General features: G+C 44.1%; 16 protein-coding genes and 1 pseudogene. 9 read left to right on the top strand and 8 right to left on the bottom strand.

Annotated elements, in window-relative coordinates:
- Nucleotides 1–20 precede the first annotated feature (20 nt).
- Entirely contained in the window at nucleotides 21–614 is a 594-nt protein-coding gene (locus I6L24_RS03145; protein ID WP_004732653.1) for a hypothetical protein, read from the top strand.
- Between the two features lie 38 nt (nucleotides 615–652).
- Here I6L24_RS03145 and I6L24_RS03140 read toward each other — a convergent pair whose 3' ends face one another.
- A complete protein-coding gene (locus I6L24_RS03140) occupies nucleotides 653–1,291 on the bottom strand; it encodes a DedA family protein (protein WP_004644839.1) in 639 nt (212 codons plus the stop codon).
- A gap of 344 nt (nucleotides 1,292–1,635) precedes the next feature.
- On the opposite strand from I6L24_RS03140, the gene guaA reads away from it, so the two are divergent.
- A complete protein-coding gene (gene guaA / locus I6L24_RS03135; RefSeq protein WP_005245345.1) occupies nucleotides 1,636–3,204 on the top strand; it encodes a glutamine-hydrolyzing GMP synthase in 1,569 nt (522 codons plus the stop codon).
- A gap of 159 nt (nucleotides 3,205–3,363) precedes the next feature.
- The gene (locus I6L24_RS03130) at nucleotides 3,364–4,296 is read left to right on the top strand and encodes a restriction endonuclease (protein WP_004280964.1); all 933 of its coding nucleotides are present in this window, start codon (nucleotides 3,364–3,366) and stop codon (nucleotides 4,294–4,296) included.
- Between the two features lie 8 nt (nucleotides 4,297–4,304).
- Here the strand turns inward: I6L24_RS03130 and I6L24_RS03125 are convergent, their stop codons facing one another.
- Together I6L24_RS03125 and I6L24_RS03120 are read right to left on the bottom strand one after the other, a co-directional pair.
- Entirely contained in the window at nucleotides 4,305–5,528 is a 1,224-nt protein-coding gene (locus I6L24_RS03125; protein ID WP_044112370.1) for a GGDEF domain-containing protein, read from the bottom strand.
- Nucleotides 5,529–5,718: 190 nt separating this feature from the next.
- Nucleotides 5,719–7,041, bottom strand: a complete 1,323-nt coding sequence (locus tag I6L24_RS03120; protein WP_044112372.1) for a GGDEF domain-containing protein — start codon at nucleotides 7,039–7,041, stop codon at nucleotides 5,719–5,721.
- Between the two features lie 496 nt (nucleotides 7,042–7,537).
- On the opposite strand from I6L24_RS03120, the gene I6L24_RS03115 reads away from it, so the two are divergent.
- Nucleotides 7,538–8,485 carry a pirin family protein gene (locus I6L24_RS03115; protein WP_044112374.1) on the top strand — a complete coding sequence of 316 codons (948 nt, stop codon included), beginning with the start codon at nucleotides 7,538–7,540 and terminating at the stop codon, nucleotides 8,483–8,485.
- 160 nt (nucleotides 8,486–8,645) lie between these two features.
- Complete coding sequence (locus I6L24_RS03110) at nucleotides 8,646–9,296, top strand: glutathione S-transferase family protein (RefSeq protein ID WP_216986410.1); 651 nt, start codon at nucleotides 8,646–8,648, stop codon at nucleotides 9,294–9,296.
- A gap of 46 nt (nucleotides 9,297–9,342) precedes the next feature.
- Here I6L24_RS03110 and phoR read toward each other — a convergent pair whose 3' ends face one another.
- The 3 genes from phoR to I6L24_RS03095 all read right to left on the bottom strand — a co-directional run bounded on the left by phoR (nucleotide 9,343) and on the right by I6L24_RS03095 (nucleotide 12,364).
- Entirely contained in the window at nucleotides 9,343–10,701 is a 1,359-nt protein-coding gene (gene phoR, locus I6L24_RS03105) for a phosphate regulon sensor histidine kinase PhoR (protein WP_005245337.1), read from the bottom strand.
- A gap of 25 nt (nucleotides 10,702–10,726) precedes the next feature.
- Entirely contained in the window at nucleotides 10,727–11,437 is a 711-nt protein-coding gene (gene phoB, locus I6L24_RS03100) for a phosphate regulon transcriptional regulator PhoB (RefSeq protein WP_004280972.1), read from the bottom strand.
- A 249-nt stretch (nucleotides 11,438–11,686) separates the two neighbouring features.
- On the bottom strand, nucleotides 11,687–12,364 hold the full coding sequence (locus I6L24_RS03095; protein WP_044112378.1) for a TetR/AcrR family transcriptional regulator: 678 nt from the start codon (nucleotides 12,362–12,364) through the stop codon (nucleotides 11,687–11,689).
- A gap of 223 nt (nucleotides 12,365–12,587) precedes the next feature.
- Between I6L24_RS03095 and I6L24_RS03090 the strand changes: the two genes are divergently transcribed.
- On the top strand, nucleotides 12,588–13,436 hold the full coding sequence (locus I6L24_RS03090) for an SDR family NAD(P)-dependent oxidoreductase (RefSeq protein ID WP_044112379.1): 849 nt from the start codon (nucleotides 12,588–12,590) through the stop codon (nucleotides 13,434–13,436).
- A 117-nt stretch (nucleotides 13,437–13,553) separates the two neighbouring features.
- On the opposite strand, the gene I6L24_RS03085 is transcribed toward I6L24_RS03090, so the two are convergent.
- Nucleotides 13,554–14,918, bottom strand: coding sequence for an MATE family efflux transporter (locus tag I6L24_RS03085; RefSeq protein WP_005108395.1), 1,365 nt, complete (start codon nucleotides 14,916–14,918; stop codon nucleotides 13,554–13,556).
- Between the two features lie 128 nt (nucleotides 14,919–15,046).
- Nucleotides 15,047–16,201: a methionine aminotransferase gene (locus tag I6L24_RS03080; RefSeq protein ID WP_044112380.1), complete on the bottom strand. Its 1,155-nt coding sequence runs from the start codon at nucleotides 16,199–16,201 to the stop codon at nucleotides 15,047–15,049.
- Between the two features lie 246 nt (nucleotides 16,202–16,447).
- On the opposite strand from I6L24_RS03080, the gene I6L24_RS03075 reads away from it, so the two are divergent.
- The 3 genes and pseudogenes from I6L24_RS03075 to I6L24_RS16885 all read left to right on the top strand — a co-directional run bounded on the left by I6L24_RS03075 (nucleotide 16,448) and on the right by I6L24_RS16885 (nucleotide 19,250).
- Nucleotides 16,448–18,592: a type VI secretion system Vgr family protein gene (locus I6L24_RS03075; protein ID WP_458773135.1), complete on the top strand. Its 2,145-nt coding sequence runs from the start codon at nucleotides 16,448–16,450 to the stop codon at nucleotides 18,590–18,592.
- Nucleotides 18,558–18,902 (top strand): annotated as a pseudogene (locus I6L24_RS16890) (DUF2345 domain-containing protein); the annotation flags it as partial. The gene I6L24_RS03075 and the pseudogene I6L24_RS16890, both read left to right, overlap by 35 nt.
- Nucleotides 18,903–18,950: 48 nt before the next feature.
- Entirely contained in the window at nucleotides 18,951–19,250 is a 300-nt protein-coding gene (locus I6L24_RS16885) for a hypothetical protein (protein ID WP_458773134.1), read from the top strand.
- Nucleotides 19,251–19,256 lie beyond the last annotated feature (6 nt).

Raw genomic sequence — 19,256 nt, 5'->3', positions numbered from 1 at the left:
GCCCGGAAAAGTTCATTGCGATGATTGAAAATTGGTTATTTGTTTTAGGACTCATTGCTGTACTGATGGTTCCAGGGCCCGCCAATGCCTTGGTGGCTAGTTCTGCTCATCAGCAGGGGCAGGCCAAAACCAGTCTCTATCTTCCTGCCATTTTGCTCGGCTATTTTTATGCAATTAATGTATGGGCCTTGGTGATTCATCTGGCGTCACCGATCTGGCCAAATTTTAAAGGCTTGGTCTATGTGCTGAGTACCATCTGTGTGGGCTGGATGACCTTGCATTTATATAAGGCCCAGCAGTTAGAACGCTACAGCAAGAACCATCCGCAGATTCGCCCCTGGCAAATGTTTACAACTACCCTAAAAAATCCTAAAGCAGCATTGTTGGCCTCTGGAATTTTACCGATGGAAACCTGGCAAAGCCCGACCAACTTCGTTCTGGTTTTTGCTGCCTTTAGCTTGAGTACCGTTCCGGTCGGGATATTCTGGATGGTCTTTGGTCAGGCCATATTGACCAGTCCATCTGAAAAAATAAAAGCCGGCCTCATTTATAAAGGCGCGGCTCTATTTGTCCTGCTTTGTCTCATCCCACTCTTGATCAAGCTCTGGGATTAAACGCACAGGCTGTAAAAGAATCTTAATGTAAAAAGTTCTTAAGCTGTTTTACTTTTTTTGAGCTTTTGTTGAATAAAGCCAATCACACCTGGCAATACACTTAAAATAATGATGCCAAAAATTAGATAGGTGAAGTTGTCTTTGACGATCGGCATATTGCCAAACATATAGCCCAAAATGACAAATGAGCTAATCCAGGCAAATGCACCTACTACATTATAGGTCAGGAAATATTTGTAATTCATGCTGCCAGCACCGGCAACGAAGGGTGCAAAGGTACGGGCAAAAGGAACAAAACGCGCAAAAATAATGGTCTTACCACCATGTCTGGCAAAGAATTGCTGGGTCGCCAATAAGTGTTTTTTATTGATGAAGCGCGATTCGATCTCGAAAACCCGAGGACCAATATATTTACCAATATGATAATTCAGGGTGTCACCCAGAACTGCCGCAACAAACAAGAGTGGAATCAGCACCCATGGATCCATTGCACCAGTAGAGGCTGCCAGTGCACCTGCTGCAAATAGCAAGCTGTCGCCAGGCAGGAACGGCATGACCACCAGACCTGTTTCTACAAAGATAATCAGGAAAAGAATGGCATAAATCCAGATCCCGTAATTAGTGATAAATTCAAGCAAGTGATCATCAACATGCAAGATAAAATCAATCAGTTCCATGAGCCCAGTACAAGCAAAAGTGTGGTCAAATCCTAACAGCCCGGGGCATGAAAGTCAGTACCAGAAAGTAAAATAATTAAGGCTTCATCCATCTTCAATTAAGCAAAAATTTCTCTTACATATTATCTTCGGATTTTTATAAAAACAGGCTTAATTGAATTAAATCTTGGGCTTAAAAATATAAAAATGACAGACCAATCAAGGCATCCAAAGGGATGCTTTATTCTGCTAGAAATATAATGCAATCAACTAAATGCATACCTCATGCGAATTGTGTGCTTAATGCGCTGAAAAATGTTAGAATACGGCGCTTATCTTTCGTTTGCCTTTCATAGTTGTTCGTCATGACTACCAATACTCAAATTACTGAAGATCGTATCCTGATTCTGGATTTCGGTTCTCAATATAGTCAGCTCATCGCACGTCGTGTCCGTGAAGCTGGTGTATATTCTGAAATGTATGCCTATGATATGTCTGAAGAAGACATTCGTGCATTTAATCCAAACGGTATCATCTTGTCTGGTGGACCTGAGAGCGTTCACCTTGAAGGCAGCCCGCGTGCGCCACAAGTGGTATTCGAGCTGGGTGTGCCGGTATTGGGTATTTGTTATGGTCTGCAAACCATGTGCGAACAACTTGGCGGTAAAGTTGAGCCAGGTACTGTGCATGAGTTTGGCTATGCAGAAGTAGATATTGTTGTACGTGACAAGCTGATCGGTAATTTACAGGACCGTGAAAACCAGCTGCATGTCTGGATGAGCCATGGCGATAAAGTTGCCCGTATTCCAGAAGGCTTCCAAATCACTGCACAGACGCCAAGCTGTCCAATTGCGATGGTTTCTGACGAAACTCGCCGTTTCTATGGTATTCAGTTCCATCCTGAAGTGACACATACTTCTAAAGGTGCAGAATTACTGTCGAACTTCGTTCATCAAATTTGTGGCTGTCGCGGTCTGTGGACGCCAGAACACATTATTGATCTACGTGTAGAACAGCTTCGCCAACAGATTGGTGATGAAAAAGTATTACTAGGACTTTCTGGTGGTGTGGATTCATCTGTAGTGGCAGCGCTGTTGCATAAAGCGATCGGTGATCAGCTGACCTGTGTATTTGTAGACAATGGTCTGCTTCGTTTGAACGAAGGCGATCAAGTGATGCAAATGTTTGCTGACAACATGGGTATCCGCGTGATTCGTGCTGATGCTGAAGAGCGTTTCTTGACTGCGCTTGCAGGTGAAGTTGATCCTGAAGCAAAACGTAAAATTATTGGCCGTGAATTTATTGCTGTCTTCGCTGAAGAAGCACGTAAATTAGATGGCGTAAAATTCCTTGCACAAGGTACGATTTATCCGGACGTAATTGAATCTGCTGCAAGCAAGCAGGGTAAGGCGCATGTGATTAAATCACACCATAATGTGGGCGGCTTACCAGCAGACCTAGCATTTGAACTGGTTGAACCATTACGTGACTTGTTTAAAGATGAAGTACGTAAATTGGGTACGACTTTAGGCTTGCCACACAGCATGATCTATCGTCATCCATTCCCAGGCCCAGGTCTAGGTGTGCGTATCTTGGGTGAAGTGAAAAAAGAATATGCAGACATTTTACGTCTTGCAGATGACATCTTCATGCAAGAACTGCGTGCCAGCGGCTGGTATGACAAGACTGCTCAAGCATTTGCAGTATTCCAGCCAGTAAAATCGGTGGGTGTAGTCGGTGATGGCCGTCGTTATGCATGGGTGATTGCACTGCGTGCGGTAGAAACCGTGGACTTTATGACGGCTCGTTTCGCGCATCTTCCTTATGATTTAGTCGATAAGATCTCGACCCGTATCATGAATGAAATTGCTGAAGTTTCTCGTGTTGTGTATGACGTATCGTCTAAACCACCAGCAACAATTGAATGGGAGTAATTTAGGGGTTTCGGACAGCACTGCTGTCCGCCTAAATTACGCCAAGCGCTATGCGCGTGGCAGTATCTGGTTTATCAGATATAACCTAATAAAAAAGAGCGCTTCGGCGCTCTTTTTTTGATTTATACTGAATAAAAATAAACCTTTAAAAGCTAAAAAATGCCTTTACCTACTTATGATCAATTAATGCTGCCTTTAATGAAATTATTATCAGAATTAAATGAGCCAATAAAAATTTCGGATGCTGCGAATATCCTAGCTGAACGTTCCAATTTACACGAAGAGGATTTAAATAAAATTCTTCCGAGCGGGAAAAATATATTTAAAGATAGAGTGGCATGGGCAAAGACCTACTTAGTTAAGGCGGGCTTAGTTCAACAACCGAAGAGAGCATATTGTGAGATTAGTAGCTTGGGTAGACAGGTTGATTTAAAAAGTTTAGATGCTATAACAAATGAATATTTAGCACAGTTCAACGGATTTTCAGATTTTAAATTAGGAAAGAAAAATAAAGATGAGTTTGGGATCGGGAATCTACAAGTTATTGAAAGCCTAAATAGTTACCAAGAAACTCAGACTCCAGAAGAAACAATCCAGAACACAACGGAATTATTAAAATCTGATTTGAAAAGTGATTTGCTTCAGATGGTAAAAGATAAATCTCCTTCATTTTTTGAAAGACTGGTTGTCGATCTTCTGGTGGCAATGGGCTACGGCGGTTCACATCAAGATGCAGCTCAAGCGATTGGTAAAACCAACGATGGTGGAATTGATGGTGTAATTAGTGAAGATCGATTAGGGCTAGATAAAATTTACATCCAAGCGAAACGTTGGAAAGATACTGTTGGTCGTCCCGACATTCAACAGTTTAAAGGTGCTTTGGCCGATCAAGTTGCTAAGAAGGGTGTATTCATTACTACGTCAAGTTTCAGTAAAGAGGCCATTGAGTCGGCAAGAAAATCCGGTATTGTTTTAATTGATGGCGATAAGCTGACGTCTTTAATGATTGAATTTGGTTTAGGTGTACAAATAGAACGTAGTTTTCATATCTATAAAATCGACCAAGATCGTTTTGATGAAGATAATTTTTAACGGGTAATTTAAGCCGGTTTAACCTGCCAGTTTTGCAGCTCCCCAGCTAAACTTTGCTCCAGATCTGGATCATAAGCTTCAACCCGATTCCGTCCATTGGCTTTAGCCTGATATAAGGCAATATCGGCCTGTTTAATCAGGGTCATTAAATCTGTTTCACAGCTTTCCAGAATGGCAGCACCAATCGAAATGCTAAAACTGAAACGATGCTGGCTGTCTAGATCGATCACAATATTTTCAATGTTATGCCTTAAACGCTCGGCAACTTTTAGCGCTTCATCCAGAGAGGTTTCGGGTAAAAATGCAATAAATTCTTCACCGCCATAGCGTGCCAAAATATCATGCTGTCGCATTTCACTGCGTGTGCTCAGGGCAATCGTCTGTAAGACCTGATCTCCGATATCATGACCATAACGATCATTAATCTGCTTAAAATGATCCACATCAAATACCAGTAAACTCATAGGTACCGGTTGATCAAAATTCTGTTGTACCAGTTGTTGCGCGAGATATTCAAAACAGCGACGGTTATTCAGGCCGGTGAGGGAATCGGTATGGGCCATATTTTCAAAGGCCTGCCGGTTATATTCATTCAGGGTATGCTGCAAGAATACCATGCGTGATTTTAAGGTTGAGCTCCAACTAATATAAAGACTGAAGGTCAATACCGGCAGATAAATCAGGGAAAATAAAAACATCTGGTACAGGTCAGACCGAGTATTGAAATATACGCCGATGTAAATTATCAGGGTAATCAGATTCGAAGTAATCAAAGACGGCCAGAACCGGATCTGCACACATAAATTGGCCAACACAATAAAGACCAAGGAGGCATATTGATAAATGAGGGTATAAGCACTTTCAGACTGGTTTAGATTAAAAAACCAGATGGCACTTGCGCCAATAATTGAGGTAGGCAAGAGTAAATCAAACACAGGTAAATTGCGATAAGAGTGATACATCCAGATCGTGATCAGTACGATCAGAATGGTATAGCTGATTTTGGTCAAAATGAGTAACTTGAGAATGTCATTCAGCACCAGAATATCGGCGATGGTATAAGAGGCATAAGCCAACTGTGCGAATAAATTAACCTGTAATAGGTATTTTAAAGTGAGCTTCTTTTGATGGGCATAGTAGGCCGGTTTTAGAGGCGCAGGAATACGAATAAGCGGATCTTGAAGAGCCTCCTGAATCAGGGTACGTGATTCTTTTTCGTTATCATGCGGCATGCAGCCTTCCCAAATTAAAATATATAAAAATGAATAAGATGAAATTTATATATAGTTGTATAAAAAATATTCTATTCTTTTGTTGGATATTTTAAAAGTGGAAGAATCAAATTTATTTTATAAAATGAAATCCCCGATTAGTGCATTCTAAGGATGATCCTAGCTTATAGAACAGACTAATGATCCAGCTTTAATTCGCCGTTGACTGGGCTGGTTGAGTGTCTGGCTTAAATACATTCCAGGGATTTTCTGTCGCAGGCTTGGGCTTATTCAGCATATCTGGATGATAGACCTCAATCCGGTTTCGGCCAGACTTCTTGGCCTGATACAAGGCAATATCGGCTTGTTTGATCAGGTCTTCCAGGGGTTGGGTATGGGATTCCAGTTCTGCTACACCGATCGAAATGGTGAACCGGATGGCATGATTGGGTTCGACATAAATGTACTGCTTTTGAATTGCACAACGAATTCGTTCTGCAATCACCCAGCTGTCTTGCAGCTGAGTATCTTCTAGGAGGGCGATAAATTCCTCCCCACCAAAACGTGCCAGTACATCGCTATGCCGCATTTCTTTACGGGTCACTTCAGCAATCAGTTGTAGTACCCGATCACCAACATCATGCCCATAGCTATCATTAATATTTTTAAAATGATCCACATCAAACATCAGCAGGCAGCTACTGGCATGTTTAGGCCATTGATGAATAGAGCGTTCAGCCATATCGACAAAATGGCGACGGTTGTAGAGCTGGGTCAAATCATCGGTATGTGCCAGATTCTTTAAGGTTTGATAGTTCCATTCATCAAGTAGGGAGCGCAGAAAAGAACGCCGTATATTCAGAATATTATTCCAGTTAATATAAATGCTAAAAAACCACAGTGGACTAAAGACCACACTAAAAATAAAGGCTTGAGAAGCACTCATGAACTGGGTCACCCCAAGCATGATAAACAGGGCAATCAAGATGGAGCAATAGACTGCGACTTTAAACTGGGTCTGCACACAGAGATTGGCGATGAGAATAAAGATCGCAGAGGCATAAATATAGGTAGCAACATGGGGACTGGTTGAAAGCGCGAGTAAGCCAATCCAGGCCGCTGCAGCCACAGTGGTGCCTATCGGCAAGATTCTGTCCAGAATCTGAATGTTTTTATGTCTTTTAAACAGGTAATAACAGCAAAACATCGCGCCCAGAACCAGAACGACGCGCATCAGACCAGAAATAAAAAACATGTCTGGAATAATCAGGATATCGGCAAAGAAATACAGTAAAAAGGCTATTTGCGCCAGATAGTTAATTTGACGCAAGTTATGATGACTATGCGTATAGACATAATCATGAAAATACTGCTGAAACGGGGCAGGAATACGGGCATGAGGATCTGTTAGCGCCTGTTCAATCAGCTGACGGTTCTGCAGATCACATTCAGATAATTTCAGTGATTTATCGGTCGTCGAATTTTGAAAAGATACATTCGCCGTTGAATATATATTCTCATTCTGAGCAGACATGTCCTGGTCCAGTATTATTTTTATAGGTGCCTATTATGCCGTGGTTGAGTAAAAAATAACCTCCCAAAAATTGGGTATCCGGGAAGTTTTTAATGCTAAAACGTAACAAAATTTGTGTTTTGTTAAATGGAAAGTGATTGAAATACATGAATAATCATCTTATTCATGGGGGCTTTGGATGTTGTTGATTCGTTTCACGTGAAACATAAATGACATTCCTGACCTTCAGTTTATTTAAACTCATAACGCCATGTACCTAAATCATGATTGACTTGCTAAAACTCAAGTTTGGGGCTTTGGATACAAATCTCATCAGCTTTTCAGGATTTAAATTGATGGAACTAATGAGGAGTTTTATACGTATCTAAATATTTCCAAGGATAGATTTTGCCCATAGACCCTGTACATTGTCCTGAACAGAGAGGCATCTTGAATCGGTCAAATGCATGTCTCAGCCACTCAAAAGTAGAATGAAAATGCCGAGGTAAGCTCAGCCATGTCGAATAATAGTGATATTGAACTGTCGAATTCCGATGATTGTGAAAAGTACGTGAATCAGTTTATTCAGGAGTTTCCTTTACGTCGCGCGGAAATCGGGCAGGGCACCGTGATTAAACGCGCCTTGCCGAGCCGGCATAAGCGCATGATTGGTGCCTGGTGTTTTCTGGATCATGCGGGTCCGGCCAGTTTCCCGCAAGGAGATGGTTTGGATATCGGCCCTCATCCACACATTGGTCTGCAGACCTTTACCTGGATGATCGAAGGCAGCATGATGCACAATGACAGTCTGGGAAATCAGCAATTGATTCGTCCCAAGCAGGTCAATCTGATGACCTCGGGTTATGGCATTTCACATACCGAAGTCTCTCCTGAAAGTGAAACGCATATGCATGCAGCGCAGTTATGGATTGCCTTGCCGGATGACAAGATCAATATGGCACCGGGTTTTGAACATTATCCTGAATTGCCGGTCATAAATGAGCAAGGCATTGAGTTTACCGTGCTGGTCGGAGAATATTTAAAAACGAGATCACCAGTTAAAGTGCATAGCGAACTGCTCGGAGTAGACCTGTATGCAGCTCAAAGTACCAGTGCGCGCTTGCCGCTGAATCCGAAATTTGAATATGGCTTTATGGTGCTTGAAGGGACGGCCAGCATTAATGGGCATGAACTGACTGAAGATAATATGCTGATCCTGGAGCCGGGGTTGCAGCAAGTCAATGCTGAAATTCATACCGGGAGCCGGGTGCTATTGATTGGTGGGGAACCATTTGAAAGCCCGATTTTACTGTGGTGGAATCTGGTCGGGCGTACGACAGAGGAACTTAAAATTGCGCGGGAACAATGGATTGAAGGTCATGAACGTTTTGGTTCCATTCCTGCCTATGATGGGCCACGTTTAGAAGCGCCTGCATTTCCAGACCAGATGCGTGCTTCCCGATAAATGCTAAAAATGATGGGAATATGGAGCGCTGTCTGAGTTGAACTCAAATAGTGAATCTACAACATAGGATACATATCATTACAGTCATCAAAAAATGAGCTAGAGTCTGCTGCTTTTTGCTATGCTCGAAAAGTAAGAACAATAAAATCATGAGTCTAATATGCGTGTTTTACATCATCTCGAACAATCACGATCATTTCGTATCCTGTGGGCCATGGAAGAATTAGGACTGGATTACGAGGTTAAATACTATAAACGTCAACCCAACCTTTCTGCGCCACCGGCCTTAAAACAGATCCATCCGTTGGGTAAGGCTCCGATTCTGGTCGATCAGTCGCAGGTACTGGCAGAATCTGCGGCGATCCTGGAATATTTGCAGCAAACTTATGATGAACAGCAGCAGTTTCGCCCAGAAGATATTGCCGACAAGGCCCAGTACCGTTACTGGATGCATTATGCGGAAGGCTCGTTGATGCCGCTGCTGGTAATGCAACTGGTGATGACCACTGTACCAAAACATACCCCGTTGCTGATTCGGCCGGTGGCCAAGAAAATCTGTGATGGAGTGAAAAAACAGTTTGTACAGAGCCGTTTAAAAGATCATATCCAGTTTCTGGAAAGCTATTTGAGCGAGCATGATTATTTTGCCGGGCATTTCAGTTTTGCCGATATTCAGATGAGTTTTCCTTTGGAAGCGATGCAGAGCCGGACGGGTCAAAGCTATCCAGCGATTCAAGCCTATCTGAAACGGGTCTCACAACGTGCAGCCTATGCGCGTGCACTGTCCAAAGAAAAACAGATCAGCTCTTAAGTACTTAAAAGAAAAGGTACCGATGGCACCTTTTTTGATGGGTATCTTACTCTGGAAAGCTGAGACGCTCTTTGGGGAAAATCACCTTAAAGGTAGAGCCTTGGTTTTCCTTGGACTCAATTTCCAGATGTGCCTGATGTTGCATCAGCACATGTTTGACAATTGCCAATCCCAAACCGGTACCGCCAGTACGGCGGCTGCGGTCTGAATCGATGCGGTAAAAACGCTCGGTCAGACGTGGCAGATGCTTAGGATCAATCCCGATACCGTTATCTTGCACCACAAAATAAGCCGATTCACCATCATCATGCCAGCCGATGGTGATGGTGCCGCCTTTAGGCGTGTACTTGATGGCATTGGTGATCAGGTTACTAAAGGCGCTAGCCAATTCCATATCTGAACCGATCAGATCGCAATGACTGTCAATGTCCAGATTCAGGGTATGACCATAATCAATATTATAGGCCTGGGCATCATCGAATAGCTGGTTCATCAGACTCGGCATTTCAATGATCTGGTTTTTGGCAATATTCTTATCATTTTCCAGACGTGACAGCAGCAGCAGGTCGTTGACCAGAGCATTCATGCGTCGGGTTTGCGACTGCATCTGATCAAAAGCGCGTTTCCAGCGTGGATTAATATCTTCCTGATCGGTAAAGGTTTCAATATAGCCACTGAGCACGGTCAAAGGAGTGCGCAGTTCATGTGAAATATTGTCGACAAAATCCTTTCGCATCTGTTCCAGATTATGCATCCTGGTCACATCATAAGCGACCAGTACCCGGCTTTCTCCACCAAAACGGGTCATTTTGACCTGCACATAATGGTCTTCGAACAGCGAAGAACGCATTTTCAGGCCGTCGGGAGATTCATCAATATGGTGATAGTATTCGATAAAGCTTGGTTGGCGTAGCAAGGTCAGGATATTACGGCGACGGTCGTCACTGGAGATTCCGAGCAGACGTTCGGCTGCCGGATTCCACCATTCAATCTGCTGGTTTTCATCAAGTAGTACCACAGCTTCTTGCAAGGCCACCAGTGAAGACTGTGCACGATCAATCAGTTCGACCATTTCCGCCTGAACAATCCGTTCCTGACGTTGGGCGCGGTAAACATTGAAAAGTAGCGCACCCCAAATCCCGCCAATATTTGGTGGAACATCATAAGGGCGATTGGAAATCCATTCATTGACCAGATATAAGGAACGCATTTGGGTCGCAAAGAACGCCACGAAAGCAATTACGATACAAACCCAGAAATACCCAATCCCAAAACCGATAAAGCTGGCGATAATCAGGAAAAAAGCCAGTAAGCGTAAATCCTGCTTCGCAAAATCCCATAAACTGCTGTAACGGATTCTTTTGTGTTCGCGTGCCAGTTCGGGGACAGGGTAGGGTTCATACATAAAACAAGATTTACCTTAAAAGATATTAACCTAAAGCGACATCTGAACGGGTCGAGAAACGATAGCCCGTTCCGCGAACGGTCTGTACAAAACGGTCTACACCATAAGGTTCCAGCACTTTACGCAGGCGACGGATATGCACATCGATAGTCCGGTCTTCAATATAGACGTTACCGCCCCACACCTGATCCAGCAATTGCGCACGGGTATAGGCACGTTCCGGATGGGTCATAAAGAATGCCAGCAAACGATATTCAGTCGGCCCCATTTCCAGAATATTATTGCCAAAATTCACCCGCTGGCTGACCGGATCCAGAATCAGTCCATTGGCATCAATGGTTTTTTCACCGCTCAGGGCATTGGCGCGGCGCAGTACTGCCTTAATCCGCGAGACCAGTTCCCGGGTCGAGAATGGCTTGGTCATGTAGTCATCGGCACCGGCATCCAGACCTTGTACCTTATGGTCTTCTTCACCACGCGCTGTGAGCATGATCACCGGAATTTCTGACAGGCTTTCATCACGTTTCAGACGACGACACAGGTCCACACCGCTGACACCACCCGGCATCATCCAGTCCAGCAAAATCAGTGCCGGACGCTGATCCACAATCATCTGATGCGCCTGCTTGGCATCTTCTGCCTGCAAGCACTGAAAACCGGCCATATCCAGAGAGGTATGGATCATTTCCCGAATCGGGAGCTCGTCATCGACGATTAATATGTAGTCATCTTTCACAACGCAATACCCTATTTCATGTAAACGGTGAACCGTTTTATATTTATGACAGGCTTATTACAAAGACTAATTATGACAGTATCATTGCAGAAAGGGAAAAACTGCTGATATTCGCAAAGATTTGTGACAAATATAATGCAGAAACTTGTTAAAAAATCATAAATTAATTTTACTCATTTCCGTAGTACAGCATAAATCTTCAACTCACTGGTAAATGCAGGAAAGCCGATTAAGCACAGGATTTAACAGCTATTTTTTCTCGGAAAATGACTCGAGCAGCGCCAAAAAAACCACACTGCACGACGATAAAACTTCCTCAAGCGAATGCTTAAAACCACTCATCACCCAACGAATGGCAATTTGGGTGACATAGCCATTTAAACCGGTCGACACCAATGAAATTTCCTGCTCGCTGCGATTTAACTGCGGCATCATCAACATGACAAAGGCATGAATCATGCGGTCGAAACGTGACATGGTTTCATGAATAGTGGCCTGATTATGCAGCTCCTGTACCAGCATGGCATCGATATAAATGATCCGTGCCATGCGCGGATTGTCACGCAGGGTAGTGAGTAGAGCAGTCAGACCGGCTTCGATCATTTTTTTCGGATCGGTCGAGGCCTGCATCATGGCGTGCATCACATTCTGTTGCAGTTCATCAATCAGTTTCAAAAAAATGGTCTGAAACAGATGCTCGCTTTTCTTGAAAGATTCATAAAAATAACGTTCAGTCAGTTTGGCTTCATTGCAGATATCTTTGACGGTAACTGAAAAAAAACCATAACTGCCATAGGCTTCAATTCCGGCTTCGATCAGCTTCTCACGACGTGCCTGCTGCCGTTCAGCCATCGACAGGCCTTTAAACTGACGTTCCTTGGTTTTGGAGGGTCGTGATTTTGCTGCTGAGTCGGTTGAATCAGTCATAAGGCCTATGTGCTCATCTGCATGAAGATTTTGAATATCTTAGCAATAAATCACGCTTAGACCTATATGGAAATGCTGCCCTGAAATTTGGCCTTTAAAGATAGGGGATAATTATTGACAATCCATATTGTCAAAACTATATTGAGGATCTGTGCTAACTCCTGAAACAACAGAACAAGATCCTGCTGTCATGGAATGGCAGTTCTTTACATAAGGAAATTGAATGAAAAATTTTAACAATAAAGTCGCTGCGATTACCGGTGCCGGTTCAGGTATTGGCCAGCAACTGGCAGTATTACTGGCTCAGCAGGGTTGTCATTTGGCCCTCAGTGATATCAATGAACAGAGTTTGGCACAAACGCTCGAATTGCTTAAAGAGAGTGATGTCCGTGTCACCATTCAGAAAGTAAATGTGGCTGAACTGGAACAGGTGCGTAACTGGGCGGCACAGGTCGAACAGGATCATGGCAGTATCAATATGATCTTTAACAATGCCGGCGTTGCACTGGGTTCAACCGTTGAAGGGGCATCTTATGAAGAGCTGGAATGGATCGTCGGAATCAATTTCTGGGGCGTGGTTTACGGTACCAAAGAATTCCTGCCATTGATCAAGAAAACTGGCGATGGTCATGTCATCAATATTTCCAGCCTGTTTGGTTTAACAGCTCAGCCGACCCAGTCTGCTTATAATGCGACCAAGTTTGCAGTACGTGGTTTTACTGAATCCCTGCGTCAGGAACTGGACATGGAAAATTGCGGAGTCAGTGCGCTCTGTGTGCATCCGGGCGGGATCCGTACCAACATTGCCAATGCAGCAAAAATGAATAACAGCCTGCTGACTTTAGGTATGAATCCGGAAAAATCGGCCCGTAATTTTAATAAATTATTGCGTTGTCCACCTGCAGAAGCTGCCCGTCAAATTCTGGAGGCGGTACAAAAAGACAAGCGCCGTCTGCTCATCGGCAATGATGCCAAAGCGATAGACCTGATTCAGCGAATCTTGCCGACCGGTTATCAGCATGTCACTGCACTGGCGACCCAATTTGGTAAAAGAAAGAAAAAGTCTGCTTAAGAAATTGTAAAACAGACCCGCGAAAGCGGGTTTTTTTATCGCTGTGATAGGGGCTAATTTTTTGCAAATGAGAGTATTAACTTCTGTAATGCTTTAGGCACGTAAAAAAACCTGCATCTAAATCAACGCTTCAACCGTTTTTTTCTTCCAGACCAACTGGTAATACAGTCCCTGCAAAATACACAGGCTGACAAAGGCCAACGCGTAGGCATACCAGATACCTTCCAGACCCCACCACCGGCTAAACAGATAAGCGGCGGGAACTTCAATACAGAGAATGGCAAAAATATTAATCAGCATTGGCATGGTCACCGTTCCACTTGAACGCATGATCGAAGCAAAAATGGCACTGGCACCAAAGAACAGAATCGACCACAGCACAATAAACAGCAGTTGTTGTCCCAGTACTACAACCTTAGGATCGGTAATAAACAGCGCCATCAGATATTTGGAGAACAGGTAGGCCAGAATCACCAGACCGCCGGTAAACAGGATATTCATACTCAGCGCAGTCCGGGTCACTTTATTGAGCAGATCCGATTTACCTGCGCCAATCGCTTGCGCACCAAATACAGATGCGGCAATTGCAATCGACAAAGCCGGAAATTGAATATAATTTAAGACCTGATTGACTGCACCATAGGCCGCTGTTGCTTCTGCGCCATAGCGGTTGACCAATCCGACAATTACCAGTCCGGCAACTGAAGTCGTGACCATTTGCACACCAGTAGGAACCCCCAGTTTCAAGATCATTCTGCTCAACTGTGGTTGATGACGAATATTTTTTAATAAGGCCCAGTCCAGCTTGAGCGGATGTTGCCTATAGTTCAAATACAGGATTAAAAACAACAGAACCGCCAGATTTCCCAGAATGGTGGCAATCGCCGGTGAGATAATGCCCATTTTAGGAAAGCCAAAATAACCGGCAATCAGGACCGGTGTCACCACCAAACCGACCCCAATGGTAAGTGCGGAAGCAAACAGGGGGGTGGTACTATCCCCAACACCGCGCAAGATGGAAGTATAAATAATATAGATAAAGATTAAGGGGCTACCCGCCAGCATCCATTGCACATAGGGCAAGGATAAATGCATCACATCCGGATCTGTGCCAAGCGCCAAGAGAATATTCTCAGCAAAAATTACCCCAAAAAGTGCAATCAAGCTGCCGCCAATCAAGGTCATAAATAAAGTTGAACCGACCACACAGCGCACTTTTTCTATATTTTTCCCGCCCCAAGCCTGGCCAATCAATACGGTAGAGCCGGCCGATAAACCAATCACAAAGGCCATCAGACAAAACAGGATCGGGAAAAAAACGGCAACAGCAGCAATCGCATTCACTCCGAGCATTTGTCCCACAAAAACCGTATTGATCGTGCCGGAGAGACTTTGCAGGATATTGGTCGCAATTAATGGCAACAGAAATACCAGAAAGGCTTTCCATAAATTCTGTTGATGAATCAGTGAGTGCTGTGCCATGCGACATCCTGTGATTGAATTATCATCTATTTATTGATGCAGCTATTATTCGGCAGAATATAAAAAAAAGCCTTAGCTTTTAAGTAACTAAGGCATTTATTTTATGAGATTTTTAGTTAAAAAATGGGTTAAATCTTTGAAAGAATTTGACCTGCCTGGATCAAGGTTTGTTCTTTTTTTGCAAAGCAGAACCTGAGCAGACGTAAATCTGCAGGGGGGTGTTGGTAGAACGCGGAGACTGGAATCGCCACAATCCCATGTTGTTCTGCCAGAAAATGACACATGGACAGATCATCGAGCTCAGGCCGAATCTCTGAATAATCTAAGTTCTGAAAATAAGTTCCTTGAGAAGGTGTCCACTTAAAGCGTGACATTTCAATGGAGGAGTTAAATAAATCCCGTTTGTTTTGGTAGAAAGAGGACAGTTCGCGTATATGCTCAGGATGCAGTTGCATATATTCCGCCAAGGCGACCTGAACGGGTGTCACACCGCAGAAACTGGCAAACTGATAAATCTGTCTGAACATTTTCATCAGTGCCGGGGCAGCAATACAATATCCGGTTTTCCAGCCCGTGACATGGAAGGTTTTACCAAAAGAACCAATCACGAAGCTACGCTCGCGAAGTTTTGGAAATGACCAGGCCGAATAGTGCTGAACGCCGTCAAAAACCAGATGTTCATAGACTTCATCGGACAGCACCACAATATTGCGCTCGCGAATCAGTTCGATCAGTTGCTGCCAGTCTGCCTTGGACCAGACACTCCCACTCGGATTATGCGGCGTATTCACCACAATCATGCGGGTACGGTCATTAATGGCATCTTTGACCTGATTCCAGTCTACAGAAAAATCAGGATGCTGCAAAGCAATATGCACTGGCTTTGCCCCGACCAGTTGTACCGCAGGTCCATAACTGTCGTAGCTGGGATCGAAAATAATGACTTCTTCCCCGGCGCGCACCGTGGCTTGAATGGCACAAAAAATCGCAATCGTGGCCCCAGGCGTAATCGTGATTTCCTCGAAAGGATCAATAATCAGTTGATCACGCTGCTGATAGAGATCTGCCACTAGACCTCGCAAGACTGGCAGACCATCTCCCGGAGCGTACTGGTTAAATCCATTCTGGCTGGCCCGGTTTAAAGCTTCAATCAAGGCAGGAGGCGCTGCAAAGTCTGGAAATCCTTGAGAAAGATTCAAGGCTCCGAGTTTTTGTGCCAAGGCCGACATGGTACTAAAAATGGTCACGCCCAAATCTGGTAATTTAGAAGGGAGTTCCACCATGTCCTTGGCCTTGAAGAATGAGAGCTGAATGAGTGTAGCAGCAAGTTCCGTATAGGATAATCGGAAAAATAGGGAATATTGAGCAATATTTTTAATTAAGATGTACCACATGCAATTTAAGATTTTTAATTGAAGGGCCATAAATTAAAGGCCTAATTATGTGAAATGCATCGTGAACTGGACGAAATGGATAACTTTTCCTAAAATCTGCCGCACAATAATAAAGCTTAAAATTATAACTATAAAATGCCAAAACCTATCCATATGCTGGTGGAGCAGCTCGGGCTTAAGCGACAGCATCGTGCGCTACATTTACAGTTTTCACATCCTCCTTTAAATCATCAGGTTTTGATTCAGCGTATTGAGGGTCAGCATCAGATCAATCAAGGCCTGCAGGCTGAACTGATCTGTCTTTCCACTCATGCTCATATTGCCTTGAAACAGTTTATCGGCTGTCGGGTGGCCATTGATCAGGTCACAGACCGGGGTGAACTTTTCCGGACTACGGGCATTATTACTGCAGCCAGTCAAGGGCAGAATGATGGAGCTTTGACCCTGTATAAATTGACGCTAAATGATCCGACTGCACTCTGGCAGAAGCGCCGTAACAGTCGGGTTTTTATGAACAAGACGGTGCGCGAGATCAGTGAAATCCTGTTCAGTGAATGGCAAAACAGAAGTGTATTATTCGCGGCCAGTCTCAGCCTGGATTTGACAGGACTCAGCCGGGACTATGATGTCCGACCTTTTGTAATGCAGTCGAATGAATCGGATTATGATTTTCTGACCCGTTTATGGCGTAGCGAAGGAATTAACTGGCTGATTGATGAAAGGCAATTAACTGTGCCTGTATCAGCCAGCGAGATTCAAGATCAGCTTTTAAAACTGGTAGATCATTCCCAATATTTTTCAGCTTTAAAACGCCGCTCCATCCGGTTTCATCGCAGTCATGCCACCGAACAGCTCGACACGCTGAACAGTCTGATTGCGGTACGTCAGCTCAATCCGAATAGTACCCAGTCCCAGCGTTGGCATGCCCAGCAACTTGCCCAGGATCAAAGCCAGCCTTTATTCAGTAATCATCAGCAAAGTGATATCCATGCAAATGCCACTCTTCAGCTTGAAGATGCGTGGAACATCAGTCCGGCTTGGACCGGCGACTTAAATCATGAGGATCAGGTGACAGCATCTGGTATAGCCCAACTGGATCGACTCAATCAGCAGCTCAGTGACTATCATGCTTTGCAGTCTAAATATTTTAAAGCCAGTAGCAGCGTACGAGATGCTCAGGTTGGATACTGGTTTGAACTGCAACAGCATCCTGAAATTGATCAGCATCCTGCCCATCAACGTGAATTTCTGATTTTAGCTAAGCGGTTTTATAACCAGAACAATTTACCCAAAGATATCTTATCTCAGCTGGACAGTTTGCTTGAGAAGAGCGGCTGGCAGATGACACAGGAGGAACGACAGGCCAATGAACTACAGATGGTGCGCCGTGAAATCCAGGTTGTTCCTGAGTACCACCCCTTCATTCATCGGCCTGCTGCATATCCGCAACGGGCTCGAGTGGTCGGACCTGAAGGTGAAACGATTCATGTCGATGCATGGGGGCGGGTGAAAGTTCGTTTTCTGTTTACCCGGAGTGAGGATCATCAGCATGATGGCGGCGCAGGTAGCAATGACAATGATAGCGATTCTGCTTGGGTGGATGTTTTGACCCCTTGGGCGGGTGAGGGTTATGGCATCAGGTTGCATCCGCGAATTGGCGAAATTGTAGTGATTGACTTCTTTGAAGGTGATATCGACCGGCCCTTTGTGGTGGGACGGATTCATGAAGCAGAACGGCATCCGACCATGTTTGATGCAAAAGGAGAACTTCCTGCGACCAAAAAACTCAGTGGCATCCGTTCTCAGGAGGTCGATGGGGATGGCTTTAACCAGTTGCGTTTCGATGATACCCCTGAACAGATTAGTGCGCAGCTGCAAAGTAGTCATGCAGCCAGTCAGCTCAATCTGGGAAATCTAAGCCATCCTAAAGAAAGTGAAAGCAGCGAAGGTCGAGGAGAAGGTTTTGAACTAAGGACAGACCAGTGGGGTGCCATACGTGCAGGGAAAGGCTTGCTGATTTCCACTTATGGGCAAGAGTCAGCCGCAGGCAATCACCTGGATGCTGACTCAGCCAAAGAACAGCTTGAATCGAATCTCAATCATAGTAAAGCCTTGAGTGATATTGCAGAAAAACAGCAGGCTGATCCATTGGAATTTTTTGATAGTTTAAAACAGTTTTTGAATCAGATTGAAGCTGAAGATCAAGCCAAGGCTGCCGCATTTAAACAGGCCGTGATGTTATTAACTGCCCCCCCAAACGATTGCACTGAGCACAAATGAAAATATTCATTTATCCGCTGATCAGCAAATCAATCAGAGTGCCGGGAATAATATTCATTTATCCACACAGAAATCTTTAGTTGCTCATGCACAGGACAAGATCAGTTTATTTGCTGCTCAAGAGGGTGCGAGTCTCTATGCTGCTCAAGGAAAAATTGAACTACAAGCCCAAGATGATGCAATTGAAGCGATCGCTCGTAAGGTAATCAAGCTCATTTCGACTGAAGACAAAATCGAAATCACTAGTCCGAAGGAGATTGTACTGACCGCTGGAGGGTCTCAAATTAAGGTAAATAGTGGCGGGGTATTTTTCACGACTGGCGGAAAATTTGAGTGTAAGGCGGGGCAACATAATTTTATGGGAGGGGCTAAAGTCTCTTATGAAATACCTCAGCTTCCGAATAATGCTTTATATAGCAATAGGCTGGATATATATGATCTATTTTGGCAGTCCGATTTCAGTTCAATAAATTATAAAGCTTTTATTCCTGATACTAATTCGTATATTTCAGGTCAGCTTGATGCGCACGGTCGTACTGGAAAAATTACTACAGCTGATTCCTCTAAAGTAGAAATTTTGGTAGGGCTCAATGATGAATGGGGATTAAGTGTCCAAGGTTATGATGTTGATGACCTGATTGAGCAGAATAATAAATAGGAGATA

Source organism: Acinetobacter lwoffii (genome assembly GCF_019048525.1).
Classification (GTDB): domain Bacteria; phylum Pseudomonadota; class Gammaproteobacteria; order Pseudomonadales; family Moraxellaceae; genus Acinetobacter; species Acinetobacter lwoffii_K.
The sequence above is the reverse complement of the archived record's forward strand: the minus strand, read 5'-3'. Positions and strand labels throughout refer to the sequence as shown.

Excerpts from the sequence above, each read along its gene's own strand:
- I6L24_RS03145 (WP_004732653.1), top strand. The coding sequence starts at position 21 with ATGATTGAAAATTGGTTATTTGTTTTAGGACTCATTGCTGTACTGATG.
- I6L24_RS03130 (WP_004280964.1), top strand. The coding sequence starts at position 3,364 with ATGCCTTTACCTACTTATGATCAATTAATGCTGCCTTTAATGAAATTA.
- I6L24_RS03115 (WP_044112374.1), top strand. The coding sequence starts at position 7,538 with ATGTCGAATAATAGTGATATTGAACTGTCGAATTCCGATGATTGTGAA.
- I6L24_RS03090 (WP_044112379.1), top strand. The coding sequence starts at position 12,588 with ATGAAAAATTTTAACAATAAAGTCGCTGCGATTACCGGTGCCGGTTCA.
- guaA (WP_005245345.1), top strand. The coding sequence starts at position 1,636 with ATGACTACCAATACTCAAATTACTGAAGATCGTATCCTGATTCTGGAT.
- I6L24_RS03110 (WP_216986410.1), top strand. The coding sequence starts at position 8,646 with ATGCGTGTTTTACATCATCTCGAACAATCACGATCATTTCGTATCCTG.
- I6L24_RS03085 (WP_005108395.1), bottom strand. The coding sequence starts at position 14,918 with ATGGCACAGCACTCACTGATTCATCAACAGAATTTATGGAAAGCCTTT.
- phoR (WP_005245337.1), bottom strand. The coding sequence starts at position 10,701 with ATGTATGAACCCTACCCTGTCCCCGAACTGGCACGCGAACACAAAAGA.
- I6L24_RS16885 (WP_458773134.1), top strand. The coding sequence starts at position 18,951 with ATGGGAGGGGCTAAAGTCTCTTATGAAATACCTCAGCTTCCGAATAAT.
- I6L24_RS03080 (WP_044112380.1), bottom strand. The coding sequence starts at position 16,201 with ATGGTGGAACTCCCTTCTAAATTACCAGATTTGGGCGTGACCATTTTT.
- I6L24_RS03125 (WP_044112370.1), bottom strand. The coding sequence starts at position 5,528 with ATGCCGCATGATAACGAAAAAGAATCACGTACCCTGATTCAGGAGGCT.
- I6L24_RS03095 (WP_044112378.1), bottom strand. The coding sequence starts at position 12,364 with ATGACTGATTCAACCGACTCAGCAGCAAAATCACGACCCTCCAAAACC.
- I6L24_RS03140 (WP_004644839.1), bottom strand. The coding sequence starts at position 1,291 with ATGGAACTGATTGATTTTATCTTGCATGTTGATGATCACTTGCTTGAA.
- I6L24_RS03075 (WP_458773135.1), top strand. The coding sequence starts at position 16,448 with ATGCCAAAACCTATCCATATGCTGGTGGAGCAGCTCGGGCTTAAGCGA.
- I6L24_RS03120 (WP_044112372.1), bottom strand. The coding sequence starts at position 7,041 with ATGTCTGCTCAGAATGAGAATATATATTCAACGGCGAATGTATCTTTT.